This is a genomic window from Gordonia sp. KTR9, from assembly GCF_000143885.2.
In the GTDB taxonomy this organism is placed as follows: Bacteria; Actinomycetota; Actinomycetes; order Mycobacteriales; family Mycobacteriaceae; genus Gordonia.
The window spans coordinates 1561267-1574461 of the sequence record NC_018581.1 but is presented as its reverse complement, the minus strand read 5'-3'; the positions used below and the strand labels follow the sequence as shown (position 1 = coordinate 1574461).

Genomic DNA, 13195 nt, shown 5'->3' with positions numbered 1-13195 from the left:
GTCCGGGGTCGGGAAACGTCACCGGACGATGGCCGGGCTCGTACAGCTGTCCGGCACGGCGACCAGCGAACACGCCACCGGCAGCCGCGTCGGGCGATAACCGCTGCGCACGCCGCTGTCGCGGGTGATCTCACGGTAGGCGGCGACCGCGTCGGTCGGGTGACGGGTCAGACTCGGATCGCGTTGCGCGTCGACGGTGTACAGGCCGAAACGTGAATCGAAGTCGCCCCACTCGTAGTTGTCGGTGAGACTCCAGTAGTTGTAGGACACCACGTCGATTCCGTCCTGACGCGCGCGCTGCAGCCAGTACACGGTGTCGCGCAGGTGGTCGGCGCGGCGATAACCGTCTGGCCGCCGACCCCGCGGGTCGGTGGCCAGACCGTTCTCGATCACCCGGATCTGCTCACCCGGGAACTGTTCAGCCACATGACGAAGCACGTAGTAGATGCTCTCCGGCGCCTGCGAACTCTTCCAGAACTCGCCCGCCGCACCGTTGGCGACCGAAGCGTCGGTGACCGAGAAGAAGTAGTAGTGGTCGACACCCACGAAATCGAGGGTGTCCCGCATACGTTGCGGGAACACCGATTCGAGCCACGTCTGGACGCCGGCGATCGGGTAGTAGGCCATGTTCGACGACACCTGGGCGCCTGGCTGGACACGATGGATGTGACGGTAGATCGCCCGGTGCGCCGTCACGATCCCGTCCGCCATGAGCCCCACGTTCCGTGGTGCCACTCCCCCGTACATCAGTTCGCGCCGAACGTATTCGGTGGGTTCGTTGAAGGTGATCCACAGCGGATCGGCCCACGAGTACCGGTCCACCACACGCTCGGCGAACCGCACGAGGTCGGCATACATCTGCGGGCGGTTCCAGCCGCCGAGATCGACCGCCCAGCCCGGATGCACCCAGTGGTTGAGGGTGATCATGGGTCGCATCCCGGCGTCGACGACCGCCTGGATCACCCGGTCGTAGAACGCCCAGCCGGCCGGATCGTCCCGGCCTCGCGACGGCTCCACCCGCGACCACTCGACCGAGGTCCGGTAGACACCCACCCCGAGACTCTCGGCGCGGGCGATGTCCTCGGCGTAGCGATGAGTGAAGTCGACGGCATTGCCGACGCGGTGGGCGACCCGGCCCTGATCGCCATAACGCACCCAGTTCGAGTCCAGGTTGTACCCTTCGGACTGGAAACCCGATTGGGCGACCCCGAATTCGAAGGCAGAACCGAGCGACGGCACGCTCGCCGACGCCGCCCCGACGCCGCCGAGTCCGCAGATCGCGATGAGCGTCGCGGCCGCCGCGATGGCCACGACACGCACTCGCCTGGGCCCACCACCGGAACGTCGCCGGTGCGTGCTCAGAACGGACTCCCGGTGATGGGTGCGGCACGATCACACGGAACCGGTCGCGGATTCTCCGGGTCGAGCGCGTTGAGTACGAAGAATGCCGCGCGGCGCGACCCCGCGATCCCCGCGTGCTCGGTGTAGTCGGCCGAACACCCGTCCTGCACAACGATGTTGCGCACGTTCGGCCCGCCCGGCGGCAACCCGAGAGTGTATGGCACGACGAGCTCGTCGTACCGCGTGGCGATGTTGGTGTACCGGATCGACGGCAGGTAGAAGCCACCGGCGGCGATCTTGCGCAGCACCTGGGCACCGGGGTCCAGCTGGGCACATGCCTGGCAGAACGGCACCTGCTCGGGCCGTAGTCCGAGGGACCGGACGATCGGCATGATCACGTCGTTTCCGCCGACGCCGGAACCCCGCCACGCCGGCGCCAGCGACACGTAGTTGTCGATGGCATTCCGTCCGCCGAGGTACTTCGCGTAGTACGCGGGCACCACGGTGCCCTGGGAGTGGCCCACGATGTCGACCTGGGTCGCCCCGGTGGCCCGGCGAACTCTGTCCACGAAGGCACCGAACTGGGCAGCACTCCGCGTCATCTCGCCCATACCGCCGATCGCGCTGATCGGCCACGGCGCACCTGTGACCGCACCATAGGTCAGCGCGAACACGCAGTAGCCCTCGTTCTTCAGCAGGGGGACATAGGTTCCCCAGTTGGTCTGCTGCGACCCGCCCGTCCCGTGGACCAGGATGACCGGATTGGGATGGCGTGCGGACGGCCGGCAGTCCCAGTCATTCGAGCCGGGTAACGAGCCGCCCGGGTCGGTCAGTTCATTCGGGATGCCGGCCAGGAAGTTGTACGTGACCGGCAGCGTGTCGGCACGGGCCGGTGCCACGGACACCACCAGCACCCCGATGACGGCGACGACCAGGCCCCACAGGATCCTCGGCGATCTCATGGACGAAAGCTAACAAACCGTCTCAGGCCGGGACGTGCGTTTGGGTGGACCCGTCGGGGCAGTTCGATCGTGGTGCGGGGAGGGGCACACCCGCGGCTCGCCACTCAGCTCACGACGAGGGTTCTTCGTCGCGATGCCGGACGTCGCGGATGGTCGCGACCGCCGAGGCGAACACGAGTACGAAACCCAGCACGAGAAGCGTGACCGCGGCATAGTGCATGATCTGCTCGTAGTGCCCGACGTCGAACTGCTCGGCCGCTATGCGCAGGCCGACCACCACGAGCCAGGCGAGAAATGCCATCGTCAGAGCCCGACGCTGGAAGACCGCGCTCCGCCGTCGGTGCTCGTACTCACCGAGTTCGTCGATGGCGTCGACGACGATGCCGCTCATCCGTGCGTGTGCCGGTGAGTCATGCGGCAACTTGGCCAAAATATCGACCTTCTGCGCGAGCTTCTGATGCCGGTCGTTGGCGTCGAGTCGTGCGATGACCGCACCGATCACCGCCACGAGCAACGTCCCGGCGAACGTCAGCATCGCGGCGGTCATGAGCGAAATTTACACCGGGCCGCTCGGCAGCGGTGTCGAAGTCAGCGCGACGGGCGTTGCCTTCGACGCGGTTCAGCGGACGGCTGGGGCCGCGTGGCTACCCGCACGGACCAGGATGCGCTCGGCACGTCGATATTCGAGCGAGTGGCACTGACCGCCCGGCGCGGCGGTGTCGCTTGCCTGCCGTAAGAGGATGGCCGCCAGCGACGACGCCGTCCGCGGCGGGATGACCAGGAGCATCACGGTATTGCTTCCGCACGTGAGTGTCATCAGTGGCGGCATCTCCGGCGAGTCCGGTGAATCGAGGCCCGGAAGCCGGCGGAAGCTGCTCCAGTTCACGTCGATTCCGCTGACCTCGCCGATCTGAGGGCGAGCGGCCGCGAGCATGCCCGGCAGTTCCTCGGCGAGGCGCAAGGTGTACGGGTACCAAGCCCCGTTGATCGCGGCGGCGGGATCCAGCCCGAACCGGACCCGGGGCGGGCCGAGCAGCGGCTTCATCGCCGATCTCCGGTGTACGCGAGCCCTTGCGGGCGGATGCTCACGACACGTGAACCGATCATCACCGTTGCCACCTGACTTGGTCACGCGAAGAGTGACCATTCGACACCGGCGACGCCGACAGGGGTCTGTCAGATGTTCGATCCAGTTGCCTGAAGTGTACTCCCGGCACCCGTCACGGGCGCACCGCCGCGACGACGAGTCCGTGTCGTGCGGACCGGCCTGGTCAGCGCGCGTCGCTGACCTCGCGGGCGATACGCAGCGCCGCCGGCACGTGCCCGACGGCGAGGACCACAACCGACGCCCCGAGCCACGGATTGCGCAGCCAGCCGGCCGCGGCGACGAACACCAGCACCGGCAGGACGGCCATCGGAACCGGCACACCCCAGACCGGTCGATACAGAGCCGCCACCGGCCGTCCCGTCCGGAGATAACGAACCCACAGCGTGTAGTAACCGGCCAGGCCGGCGACCGTCGGCACCTGCGCCGAAGCCTCAGTGGCCAGCCGCACACAACGAAACACCCTGCCGGCCGATGGGCCCGCAGGGTGCGTCGTCGTCGAAACTTGTGGAGCTATGGGGAATCGAACCCCAGACCTACTCGATGCGCACCGCCGTTCGAGGCAGTTCTTCTAGTACCGCTCAGAACGTTCTGTCCAGCTCAAGTGGTTGTGATCGTCCGCCTGAGTCTGGGCCTTCGCATCTATTCCACCCATTTGCGGTGGGTAAGCGGTGGGTCGTGTGGGGTCAGCTGTCGCGGTGCAGCTGCCCGGCGAGTTCGGCGACGGCAATTGCCAGCTCGCCTACCGCCTGCGCCAGGGTGGCATGATCTCCCTGATCGTGGCCGAACCCTCTCTGCGCTTCCCCTGCCAGTTCCTTGGCTCGGATCGCGTGACGTTCTACATCGCCGTATGACATGGGTCGACCCTAGGGAATGTCGGCCCCAAAATCCGTCATTTGCGGCGACGTTCGTCTACCCAGTGCACAATCACTGATCGACGACGAAGGAGGCTGTCAATGACGACGACGACCTACAAGGGTTTCGGCTGCGAAGCCGTGCTGGACACCGAAGCGGGGACTGTGACGCTCACGCATGCCGGAATGACGGTGGCGAAGCACAAGAAGGAGTCGTCGCCCTGGGTGATCCCACTCGGGGCGATCACTGAAGTCGAGTTCAAGGAGAAGACCGTCCTCGCGCGCGGATGGGTCCGCTTCATCCTCGCCGATCGCGTCGGCTGGGCGAAGAACGAAATCGAGGATGTCAACGCGTTCCTGTCCGGCAAGGAGAAGGTGGGTGAGTTCGTCGAAGCGGTGAACGCCGCGCGTCAGTTCGTGAAGCCGGCTGCGATGACGGCTCAACCCGCACCCTCGATGGTCCAGCGAATGCAGGCCCGTGGCGACGAACTCAGCGCAAAGGCGGACGCCTTCAACGCGCAGCGCGCTGAGATCCGGGCGGAACAGAGCGGCTTGCGGCCGGACATCCACGAGGCCCGCGAGCGGATGTTCGGAACCATGGGCGTCAGCCGGGAACTGAAGAACCTCGAGTCCCACCTCTGGGGAGCCGAAACGGTCTCGATGATGTGTGCTGGCCAGTACGGCCGCGGTCAAGGACTCCTCGTGCTGACGAACACTCGGCTACTGTTCGTCTTCCACGGCATCATGGGCCAGACCACCGAGGACTTCCCGCTGGACAAGATCTCGTCGATCCAGTGGTCGGCGGGAGTTGTGATGGGCACGATCACGATTTTCGCTAGCGGCAACAAGGCCGAGATCTCGAATGTCGTCAAGGCTGATGGAAAGGCGATCGTCGATCGCGTTCGAGCAATCATGAGCGGGCACGTTCCGGGTCCGTCGGCAACCACGACGACGCCGGCCCCAACTCCAGCACCCACGCCTGCACCAGCCCCCGCGCCAGCCGCACCGACGCCCCCGCCACCACCCTCGGTACCGGCCGATTGGTACCCTGACGCCAACAACCCTGCGCTCCTGCGTTACTGGGACGGCACGCAGTGGACCGAGCACACCGCGCCTCGGGCTGGGTGACCTGACGTTTCGGGGATCATGAGGGTTGGACGCAGCCGACAGGGAGACGGTTCCGGTGGGATGCGAAGATGGCCGTATGCGAACGCGATTGTTGCTCAGTTCCCTTGCCGCAGCGGCCATGGCGGTGCTCGCCGGCCAAGGTGTCGCCTCGGCTGCACCAACCGATGTCTACATCTCGGCCAGTTCGGCCGGGTCGACCGTGACCGTGACCCTGCACAACAACTCAGGGGCTCCGATCGATTGCGGCGTCTTCGGCACCAGGACGGATTGGAACCCAGAGGTCGACCCCTCGTTCGTCTTCTCGAAGGGCATGGGCAACGCGCTCGAGGAGGGCGGCAGTCCTGACTTCTTTCCTGTTTCCACCGGTGACACAGAAGTGCGGTTCCAGCGGGTGCCAGACGGTAATTACAACGTCGACTGGGGCTGCTACCCGAAAGGCGGAGGTCGTGTCTGGGGAACAAAGGCGGCCTTCAGTACCAGTGCCACTACTGAACCGACGCCGGTGACGGTTCAGTCACCGCCACCGCTGTTCGGCAGCCTCGGCTAGATCACTCAACGACGGCCGTCGGCCCGCCCTCCGATTTGGAGGACGGGCCGTCGTCATTCGGTGCGGGAGGCCAGGAGCCAGCCAGCGGTTGCGACGCAGACGATGATCGCGAGGATGTCGACAAGCATGGGGATTGGACGCAGCGCAGGGGCGTTCGGTTCCCCGGGCGACAATTGATCCGTGACCGATCGCGAGACCCTGCGCGCCGCTGCCCATGCCGTGCTGTCGCTGATGCGGCGACAGCAGGCCGCGCACCAGCTGGTGTCTGACGGTGGGTGGGCGGAGCCCGATGCTGAACTACTCGCGCTCGCGGTCGAGTGCGAGGACGTGCTCTACAGCCGTCGCCCCGAAACACCCGATCTGGCTGACCGGCTGGCCGCGGTGCTCGGCGACGACTGGGAGCCGTGACGCTTCCCGCCGCACATCGCGGGTACACCCTAGAATCGCGAGATGCTGCTAACTGGCCTGCTGATTGCTGAACATGCCGAAACGGTCAACAAGAAGATCAACATCTATGGCGGAATCCTGGACACATGGGGCATCCACCCCGAGTCGATGACCGGCCAGTTTGAGCTCATCATGCTGCTGCAGGCGTCCATCGAGGATGAGGGCCGCGATTACGAGTTGAGCATCGAGATCATCGATCCCGACGGTGAAGTCTTGGGTCGGAGCGACCAGACGATCACGGCGGACCTCGGCGACGGGGAAAACCGCGGCCTGCATCAGACGATTCGTACAACGTTCCGCAGGCCCGGGCGCCACGTCTTCATCGTCACTGCGGATGGCACCACCGCCACAGTTCCGCTGACCATTCACATCGACCCGACGGTCTCTCCGTAGCGCCGGAGCCTCAGTCGGGCGTGCCGTCGTCTTCCGCGTGTTCGTGGTGCGCCCCGGATTTTGGGAAGTGATTGACGGACGGGCCAGATGGCCAGGCGTAAACGGGTCTGTTCACTGCTACAGCTGGAACCGGTGAGCGGCCAGTTCGCGTTATGCCCGGGCGAGTGGTCCGAAAGCCGACTCCGCGTGCTGAAGACTCCTCGCGGGGATATGTTGCACCGCAGCGAGGTGCCTCGTCCTCAGCCGTTTGGACAACCCGAGTCTCGAGCGAAGCGGTGTCCAAACGAGTCCGGCGATCTCGTTAGCCTCGTCTCGAACTGCGTCCGCGAACTCAGCATCGATGCCGCCTGACGTGTCGGGATCGAAAAACCCATCGTCTCTGTCGTCCTCAACGTTCGCTCTACTGCGCGAATTCGCAGCGAAAGCGTAGAAGATGTACTGGCGCACGGCCTCACGGGGGATTCGCGCGATCAGTGCAGCCGTCTCAAACCGGTGGATGGCGGCAATGAAATCTTCGAGCCGAACGCCACCGTCGCCTGCCCATCGCTTCGTCTCGACCTCTTCCAGACGGTCGAGCACCTCCGCGCGGACCTGTCGGCGGTCCCGGCCACTCGCGAAGTGCTGCGTGAGAATTGATCCGACACCAAGTGCACCGATGATAGACACGAACGTCGCCCAGTCCATCGGTCGATTGTGACACTCCACCCTGGGATGGCTACCCATGTCGTACGAACGAGCGAATCGGAGTCGCAGGCCGCACCGTCCGCCTGGCTACGGGAAGGGCCCAATGTCGCCAGGGCTCACGCCCGACAAGGCCGCGATCATGCGTTCTAGACCCCAATTTGGATCCAGGAGTGGCAGAGGTGAGGCGCGGACCGAGAATGCGGGGACTCCATCGATCCACGCCCTGAAATCGCTGTGCCTCGCTGCTGGCGCGAGCACTGCGACAACATGAGTCGCATCAAAGTTGAGGTCGCCTACTCGACGCCACTCCCGCTCCCACCAAAACTCCTTGCGGCTCGTTGTCCACGTACCCATCTGTTCAACGAACGGTGTCACGCGATAGATCGATCGAGGGTCGTTCAGTGGTCGCGATTCTGTAGCGATCGCAGCGTTAAGCGCGTTCGTGGGCCAGTCGTATCCGGGTGTGTGGTTGACGTACCAGACTGGATTACATTCATTGCGTCGGGCAAACGTCTTGGTGAAAGCTAGTCCATACGGAGCAAATTTCATCGCGCGATCTTCCGCGAGTTCCTGCGTCATGGTCCACGAGTGCTCAAGTGGGGTTTCGGTGAAGCAGACCACGCGCTGCGTCGCAACGACGTCCGGATCAGCATGTCGCGCTGCCAGGCCATACGCGTTCCTCGCCTCGATTCGGCCGTTCGTTAGGATCGACCACAGCGCTTGTTCCGAAGTTTGCTGGGGCGGGATGTCCCGAACGAAGTGCACGAGAAAGGTACTCAAGTCATTCCGTCGGTGGAGCATTTGCTCGATCGATGTCATCGCCGAATTATGGCTGACGATCAACACAGCGTCCGCAGAACGTGTACAGGAACACGCGTGACGCATACGCACTTCCCGTAGTGGGCGGGTGCCGAGCGTCCCCTGCCCGGACAAACAGTGAGCCTTGGTCGCCTGGGTGGGGCATGATTGCGCAGTGCCTGTGCCTGACTGGATTTCATATGCAACGCTCGGGGTTTCGGCGGTCGCCGCGGGGGGTGCCAGCTGGGCGGCGTTCATAAACAGACGTGCCGTTCGCCTGGAAAATCAACGCGGGTGGGAGCGAGACCAAGTCACCGAGCGATACATCGACTTATTGCGGGCAGTCCAGGACTTCGACTCGGCCATTGTGGAAAACGTGGACCGGACTCTGCATCAGTCGCCGGTACCTGACCTGACGCCTGCGTGGCACGCCGTCGATTCGGCATACGGCAAGCTCATCCACAAGACGACAGAGACGCTCGTCGTGGCGAGAACCCACGTCGCTCCAGTCCTCATGCAGATCTTCACCCTCAAACCGACCGTGATCGTTCCGTTCACACGCAGTCACGGCGTTCCTGAGATCGCCCTGCGGCGTATCGCAGCTGAGCGCAAGTTCGTCGCGCAACTACTGACGGGCCTTACTCTCGCGATTCGGGCCGACCTGGGGTTGAGTACAAAGACACAGGTTGCGGACCTCGCGGAATGGTTGACACAGTTCGAGGAACTCGAAGAGAGATCCGTTGTTGTAGGCACCGCCTGGTCCGACTTCGCAAATGTGTTGGCTGAGTATCAAGTTGAGCCCGCAGCCGGCGCTTTGCCCGACTACACGATCTCAGCACAAGCCATGAGCGAATACAGCGCTCAGCTACCCGCGCTTGAGGACAAAACGTTGTCCGCGATCCTCTTGCGTGACGGCGACCGTCTCTATGCGGCCGTCAATGCATCGTTGCCCGAGGAACGGATGGCTGCGGCGCTCAGGCAGGCTGCTGTGTGTGTGGAAACTGGCCTGCGTGGTGGCAGCCCGGTTGGAGGTGGGTACAGGAATATGCCCGATGGCAGCACCCGCCTTTACGCTTGGATCTAACATCGCGGTCATCGACCCACAGCTTCGTGCGTCCATCCTCCGGGCACTGTCGACGACCGGAATACCGGGTGCACACGGAGTCAGAACGCGCGTAGCGCCTCGAACGAGACACTCGCGACGTCGAGGTATCCGAAGTCGGTGCCGTGGATGGCGTCGGCGTTGAGCATCCCGCCCGCGAGGTAGTCGTTGCCCGGCGCGGCGCGCGAGAAATAGTCAATCACCGGCACCCCCAGTCCCCTCACTGCGGCGACGTACTCGGCTTCGAGTGCGGCCGTGGCCGGGGCCACCGACGCGGCGGTCGGCATCATCGTCTTGAGGATGACGTCACCGGATACTTTCGCCGCGGTGATGATCTGCTGAAGCCGACTCACGTAGTCGGCGGCGGGCGAGGCCAATGCGTTCGCGTCGTTAATACCGAGATCGAGGATCGTCAGGTCGGGCGCGTAGGACTTAATCGCACCGAGCCCACCGAAGTCGTTGGCCGTGCTGTTGGAGCTGTAGGTCACCCAGTCGAGCGTCGTCGACCCACTGATGCCGGCGTTGCCGACGAGCACCTGAGACTTGGTCGAGAGGCGCGGCACGATGTGGGTGATCTCGACGTTCTTCGCTGCAGTCAGCCCGAGGATGGTGACGACGTTGGTCGCCGCGGCTGATCCTGCGGTGACGGTCACCTTGTCGAGGCGCGGCGCGCCTCCGACCGCGGCCGCGTCGGCGTTGACCACCGACCCGCCGGTCGCCTGAACGGAGAACGTACCCGCGGTGCCGCTCGACGGCGCGCGCCGGAAGTAGACATCGAAGGTGTCGGCCAGGACGCCGGGCTCTTGAAAGGTGAGCGCGCCGCCGGTAACACCGGTGCCGCGGTAGTTCGCACCCTTCCCACCGAACCCGCAGTAGGCGTTGGTCCAGCCGTTCATCGCCCACCCGGCACCCGCGGTCCACCGAGTGTCGGCGGAGATCGCCGTCGAGGTGCCGCGGGGCGTGACGAGCCCTGGCGCGGCGGGGATCATGTAGGTGTTGAGTAGTTCGGCGAGTCGCCGCGGGTAGGCCTTCTGCCCGACGTAGGTCGCGGCGGTCGAGGCTTTCGCCCCGGCGGTGGTGGAGTCGCCGACACAGAGTAGGCGCATGTCGCCGTCGCCGTTGCGGACTCGGGCGAGCGCGGCCGCGGTCTTCCGGAAGTTCTTCGCCGAAAAATTGTAGAGGTGGCTCTGCATCCCTCGAGTCGAGTGCGCGTACTTCTTCGCGGCGTCGGCCTTGGCCATGCCGAGGGTTACTGGGTCCATGGTCAGTCCTCCACCGTGATGCTCGTGAGATTGCCGTTGCCGTCGTAGCCGTAGGTGCGGGTGACGCCATCGCGGGTGTCGGTCGCGACCGTGCCGTCCGGGTTGTAGGTGTAGGTCGTCGTGACGCCGTTCTCGGTGACCGTCTGAACGTTCCCGCTGCCGTCGTAGGTGATCCCGGTGTCAGGCATCAGCGGGGCATAAGCCGCGTCGAGTGCTTCTTTCACTTCGGGTGAGTTGACCGCGGCCGCGACCACATCCGGGGCGTCGGCAATCGACAGTTTCCCGCCGAGCTCGGCGGCGACCAACTCCGAGATCGGCTTCTCCTCGTCGGAGGTGTTGTCGACCTTCGACAGGCCGAGGTCGGCCTTCGTGAGGTCGACCTGACCCGACCTCCCGTTGATCGTGAACACGAACCCCAGGCTCTCGTCGACATCTGGCGTCGCGGGGTCGTCGATGTACTCGGCGTCGCCGCGCATGACGAGTACAGCGGCGGATGCGGTGTCGACGCGTAGGTTCTTCCCGGGCGGATGCGGGCCCACCTGGTTGAGCAGGTTGATCCACTTCATCGGTCGCTCACGTCCTTTCGAGGAGTTCGGTCAGCACACGGTCAGCGGCGTGCTCGAGCATCGACAGCCCGCCGAGCGGCCGCCGGTTGTAAATGGCGTGCGTGGACCGGACACCGAGACCGAGGTAGCCGCGTGCGTCTTTCGCGGCCCGGTCGTAGCGTCCCCAGTTCCGCGGGTCCCACCACGCGCCGAGCTGTCGATCGATCTCGGCGCGGACCGTCGGGTTCCCGAGCTTCGCCAGGACGTCGCGCGCCCACGCCGACCGGTCGGCGAGCTGCATCCGCGGGGTGAGTGTCGCGATGACGCGCAGCGGCGACCGCGGCGGGCAGCAGCAAATAACGTCGCCCGGGTGGTTGACCGGGATGACGCGAGAGTCGACGTGCTGGCGGCCGCGTTCCGGCGCGGCGATCCCGTAGTCGGCCAGCCCATTCGAGCCGGGGTTCGACGGGTTCGCAACCGCCACGCACCGCTTCACCTGAGGGAACTCGGACATGATGCCCGAGACGGCGAGGTCGTCGACGATGTCGGCGCCGGCCGAGTATCCGGCGAGGACAACGGTCGCGTCCGGGTGCTCAGCCCTGATGATCGCCAGCTCGATCCGCACCTGCGCGCGGCCGAGCCGTTTCGTGGTGTCGTAGTCCGGGGCGAGCGGGTTGCGCTGCCCGTTGACGAACGCGTACGCCGCCGGATAGTCGACCTCGACGTGCGTCCATCCGGCGCCGAGCCGCTCCACGAACTGCGACAGCATGTTTCCGTCCATCGGCTCGCCGATACCGCGGACCGTGACCACATAGCAGGGCATGTCAGTCATTCATGCCCTCGACTTCCTCGGGTACGTCGACCTCGTTGTCGATGAGCCTCCGTCGCGCGCGAGCGACGTAGGTCCGCAGAGCCAACACCACCCGATCCAGGTGGCTGATCGTCTGGTCACGCTGCCGTAGCCGTTCTTTCAGCTCCGCCAGCTCGGCCTCGTAGTCCGCGATGACCCGAGAGTGCTTCGCCCGGGCCTGGTCGGCGTCGCGGTCGCGGGCCTCCCTCTCCTTGACCAGGTCGGCCTCGAGTTCCTCGATCCGGGCATGCAGCTTGGCGATGTCGTCGAGCTTTACCTTGGATCGCGTCGCCAGGATGCCGGTCACGAGGGCACCGATAGCGGCGAGGAGGCCTCCGAAGGAGGCGATCAGTTCTGGACTCACCGACAGTTCCTTTCAGCGTCACCACGGGCGATCGCGATGTGCAGAATCGCCATGAAGCCCGCGAACGTCCCGTGGACTACAGGAACCGGCGGTTCGGTCAAAACGGCAGAGAAGAGGATGCAGCCGGCGTAGGCCGCGAGGAACGTTGATGCGCCAACGTGAGCGAAGATAAATCCCCGCCTACGCACGACAGCCGCGAGGAGGAACAGGCCGGTCAGAACAAAGCCGAGGAACCACATCGGTCCGATGCTCTCGATCCACACCACCGCAGAGACTTGGCCTGGCTGCAACGGCCGGCGCACCAACTCCTCCGGAGAGATGTACAGCACGCCGACCGCCACCTGCATGCAGCCGGTGACCGCGGCCATCAGCCGCGCGCCCAGCATCAGCCGATGCTGTTGCCGTCGGCCGCGATCGGCTCGTCGCGGATAGAACCCGGCACCACCGCACCCTCGACCACGTTCACCTTCGGTGTGAGGTTCGGACGGGCCAGCAGGGCGATCAGGATCGCTGCGGCGGCGTAAATCTGTCCCTGCTCGTCGGTGGATAGGTCCGCGCCCGCGATGACCACCAATGGCAGCAGCGCCTGCACAACGGCGAGGATGCCGGGGACGACGTTCTCCCGGACCGCGATAAGCACCCAGAGTGCGAGCACCGCGCCGACGAATGTCTGGATGAGTGCCTGGGTGGTCGGCGAGATCGGCAGCCAGAAGCCGGAAACGAGTCCGATGATGGCCATGATCGCCGAGGAGATCATGGCCGGCTCACGGCCGACAATCAGGCGGGCGGGGGTGTGCGTGGGTACGGACATGG

Annotated in this window: 19 protein-coding genes; 6 read left to right on the top strand and 13 right to left on the bottom strand. The window is 65.1% G+C overall.

Annotated features, from left to right (window positions below):
- Positions 1-18 precede the first annotated feature (18 nt).
- From KTR9_RS07980 to KTR9_RS07960, 5 genes are all read right to left on the bottom strand, one after another.
- A complete protein-coding gene (locus KTR9_RS07980) occupies positions 19-1320 on the bottom strand; it encodes a family 1 glycosylhydrolase (RefSeq protein WP_014925959.1) in 1302 nt (433 codons plus the stop codon).
- Between the two features lie 38 nt (positions 1321-1358).
- Positions 1359-2303, bottom strand: a complete 945-nt coding sequence (locus KTR9_RS07975) for an esterase/lipase family protein (protein ID WP_014925958.1) — start codon at positions 2301-2303, stop codon at positions 1359-1361.
- A gap of 109 nt (positions 2304-2412) precedes the next feature.
- The gene (locus tag KTR9_RS07970; RefSeq protein ID WP_044506254.1) at positions 2413-2850 is read right to left on the bottom strand and encodes a hypothetical protein; all 438 of its coding nucleotides are present in this window, start codon (positions 2848-2850) and stop codon (positions 2413-2415) included.
- A gap of 72 nt (positions 2851-2922) precedes the next feature.
- Positions 2923-3348, bottom strand: a complete 426-nt coding sequence (locus KTR9_RS07965; RefSeq protein WP_010843478.1) for a DUF5994 family protein — start codon at positions 3346-3348, stop codon at positions 2923-2925.
- Between the two features lie 226 nt (positions 3349-3574).
- On the bottom strand, positions 3575-3859 hold the full coding sequence (locus KTR9_RS07960; RefSeq protein ID WP_014925957.1) for a hypothetical protein: 285 nt from the start codon (positions 3857-3859) through the stop codon (positions 3575-3577).
- A 229-nt stretch (positions 3860-4088) separates the two neighbouring features.
- Between KTR9_RS07960 and KTR9_RS27600 the strand changes: the two genes are divergently transcribed.
- The 5 genes from KTR9_RS27600 to KTR9_RS07940 all read left to right on the top strand — a co-directional run bounded on the left by KTR9_RS27600 (position 4089) and on the right by KTR9_RS07940 (position 6777).
- Entirely contained in the window at positions 4089-4262 is a 174-nt protein-coding gene (locus tag KTR9_RS27600; RefSeq protein ID WP_158409750.1) for a hypothetical protein, read from the top strand.
- Between the two features lie 102 nt (positions 4263-4364).
- A complete protein-coding gene (locus tag KTR9_RS27930) occupies positions 4365-5390 on the top strand; it encodes a PH domain-containing protein (RefSeq protein WP_014925956.1) in 1026 nt (341 codons plus the stop codon).
- Positions 5391-5508: 118 nt separating this feature from the next.
- Complete coding sequence (locus tag KTR9_RS07950) at positions 5509-5937, top strand: hypothetical protein (RefSeq protein WP_049942583.1); 429 nt, start codon at positions 5509-5511, stop codon at positions 5935-5937.
- Between the two features lie 180 nt (positions 5938-6117).
- A complete protein-coding gene (locus KTR9_RS07945; protein WP_044506250.1) occupies positions 6118-6345 on the top strand; it encodes a hypothetical protein in 228 nt (75 codons plus the stop codon).
- Between the two features lie 42 nt (positions 6346-6387).
- Positions 6388-6777 carry a DUF6941 family protein gene (locus KTR9_RS07940; protein WP_014925954.1) on the top strand — a complete coding sequence of 130 codons (390 nt, stop codon included), beginning with the start codon at positions 6388-6390 and terminating at the stop codon, positions 6775-6777.
- A 150-nt stretch (positions 6778-6927) separates the two neighbouring features.
- Here the strand turns inward: KTR9_RS07940 and KTR9_RS07935 are convergent, their stop codons facing one another.
- Positions 6928-7461: a hypothetical protein gene (locus KTR9_RS07935; RefSeq protein WP_014925953.1), complete on the bottom strand. Its 534-nt coding sequence runs from the start codon at positions 7459-7461 to the stop codon at positions 6928-6930.
- An 87-nt stretch (positions 7462-7548) separates the two neighbouring features.
- Positions 7549-8280: an abortive infection system antitoxin AbiGi family protein gene (locus tag KTR9_RS27285; RefSeq protein ID WP_158409749.1), complete on the bottom strand. Its 732-nt coding sequence runs from the start codon at positions 8278-8280 to the stop codon at positions 7549-7551.
- Positions 8281-8434: 154 nt separating this feature from the next.
- Between KTR9_RS27285 and KTR9_RS07930 the strand changes: the two genes are divergently transcribed.
- Positions 8435-9343, top strand: a complete 909-nt coding sequence (locus KTR9_RS07930) for a hypothetical protein (RefSeq protein WP_158409748.1) — start codon at positions 8435-8437, stop codon at positions 9341-9343.
- A gap of 80 nt (positions 9344-9423) precedes the next feature.
- Here the strand turns inward: KTR9_RS07930 and KTR9_RS07925 are convergent, their stop codons facing one another.
- The 6 genes from KTR9_RS07925 to KTR9_RS07900 are packed head-to-tail and all read right to left on the bottom strand — an operon-like array spanning position 9424 to position 13193.
- Entirely contained in the window at positions 9424-10623 is a 1200-nt protein-coding gene (locus tag KTR9_RS07925; protein WP_014925951.1) for an SGNH/GDSL hydrolase family protein, read from the bottom strand.
- 2 nt (positions 10624-10625) lie between these two features.
- Entirely contained in the window at positions 10626-11189 is a 564-nt protein-coding gene (locus KTR9_RS07920) for an RHS repeat domain-containing protein (protein WP_014925950.1), read from the bottom strand.
- Positions 11190-11196: 7 nt separating this feature from the next.
- The gene (locus tag KTR9_RS07915) at positions 11197-12000 is read right to left on the bottom strand and encodes a cutinase family protein (RefSeq protein WP_014925949.1); all 804 of its coding nucleotides are present in this window, start codon (positions 11998-12000) and stop codon (positions 11197-11199) included.
- On the bottom strand, positions 11993-12382 hold the full coding sequence (locus KTR9_RS07910; RefSeq protein ID WP_044506243.1) for a hypothetical protein: 390 nt from the start codon (positions 12380-12382) through the stop codon (positions 11993-11995). Before KTR9_RS07910 ends, KTR9_RS07915 begins: the two co-directional genes overlap by 8 nt.
- The gene (locus KTR9_RS07905; protein WP_044506241.1) at positions 12379-12768 is read right to left on the bottom strand and encodes a hypothetical protein; all 390 of its coding nucleotides are present in this window, start codon (positions 12766-12768) and stop codon (positions 12379-12381) included. Before KTR9_RS07905 ends, KTR9_RS07910 begins: the two co-directional genes overlap by 4 nt.
- A complete protein-coding gene (locus KTR9_RS07900; RefSeq protein WP_014925948.1) occupies positions 12768-13193 on the bottom strand; it encodes a hypothetical protein in 426 nt (141 codons plus the stop codon). Before KTR9_RS07900 ends, KTR9_RS07905 begins: the two co-directional genes overlap by 1 nt.
- Positions 13194-13195: the final 2 nt, after the last annotated feature.

Coding starts and splice junctions, on each gene's coding strand:
- KTR9_RS07975 (WP_014925958.1), bottom strand. CDS start 2,303: ATGAGATCGCCGAGGATCCTGTGGGGCCTGGTCGTCGCCGTCATCGGG.
- KTR9_RS07970 (WP_044506254.1), bottom strand. CDS start 2,850: ATGACCGCCGCGATGCTGACGTTCGCCGGGACGTTGCTCGTGGCGGTG.
- KTR9_RS07965 (WP_010843478.1), bottom strand. CDS start 3,348: ATGAAGCCGCTGCTCGGCCCGCCCCGGGTCCGGTTCGGGCTGGATCCC.
- KTR9_RS27930 (WP_014925956.1), top strand. CDS start 4,365: ATGACGACGACGACCTACAAGGGTTTCGGCTGCGAAGCCGTGCTGGAC.
- KTR9_RS07950 (WP_049942583.1), top strand. CDS start 5,509: ATGGCGGTGCTCGCCGGCCAAGGTGTCGCCTCGGCTGCACCAACCGAT.
- KTR9_RS07940 (WP_014925954.1), top strand. CDS start 6,388: ATGCTGCTAACTGGCCTGCTGATTGCTGAACATGCCGAAACGGTCAAC.
- KTR9_RS07935 (WP_014925953.1), bottom strand. CDS start 7,461: ATGGACTGGGCGACGTTCGTGTCTATCATCGGTGCACTTGGTGTCGGA.
- KTR9_RS27285 (WP_158409749.1), bottom strand. CDS start 8,280: ATGACATCGATCGAGCAAATGCTCCACCGACGGAATGACTTGAGTACC.
- KTR9_RS07925 (WP_014925951.1), bottom strand. CDS start 10,623: ATGGACCCAGTAACCCTCGGCATGGCCAAGGCCGACGCCGCGAAGAAG.
- KTR9_RS07920 (WP_014925950.1), bottom strand. CDS start 11,189: ATGAAGTGGATCAACCTGCTCAACCAGGTGGGCCCGCATCCGCCCGGG.
- KTR9_RS07915 (WP_014925949.1), bottom strand. CDS start 12,000: ATGACTGACATGCCCTGCTATGTGGTCACGGTCCGCGGTATCGGCGAG.
- KTR9_RS07905 (WP_044506241.1), bottom strand. CDS start 12,768: ATGCTGGGCGCGCGGCTGATGGCCGCGGTCACCGGCTGCATGCAGGTG.
- KTR9_RS07900 (WP_014925948.1), bottom strand. CDS start 13,193: ATGTCCGTACCCACGCACACCCCCGCCCGCCTGATTGTCGGCCGTGAG.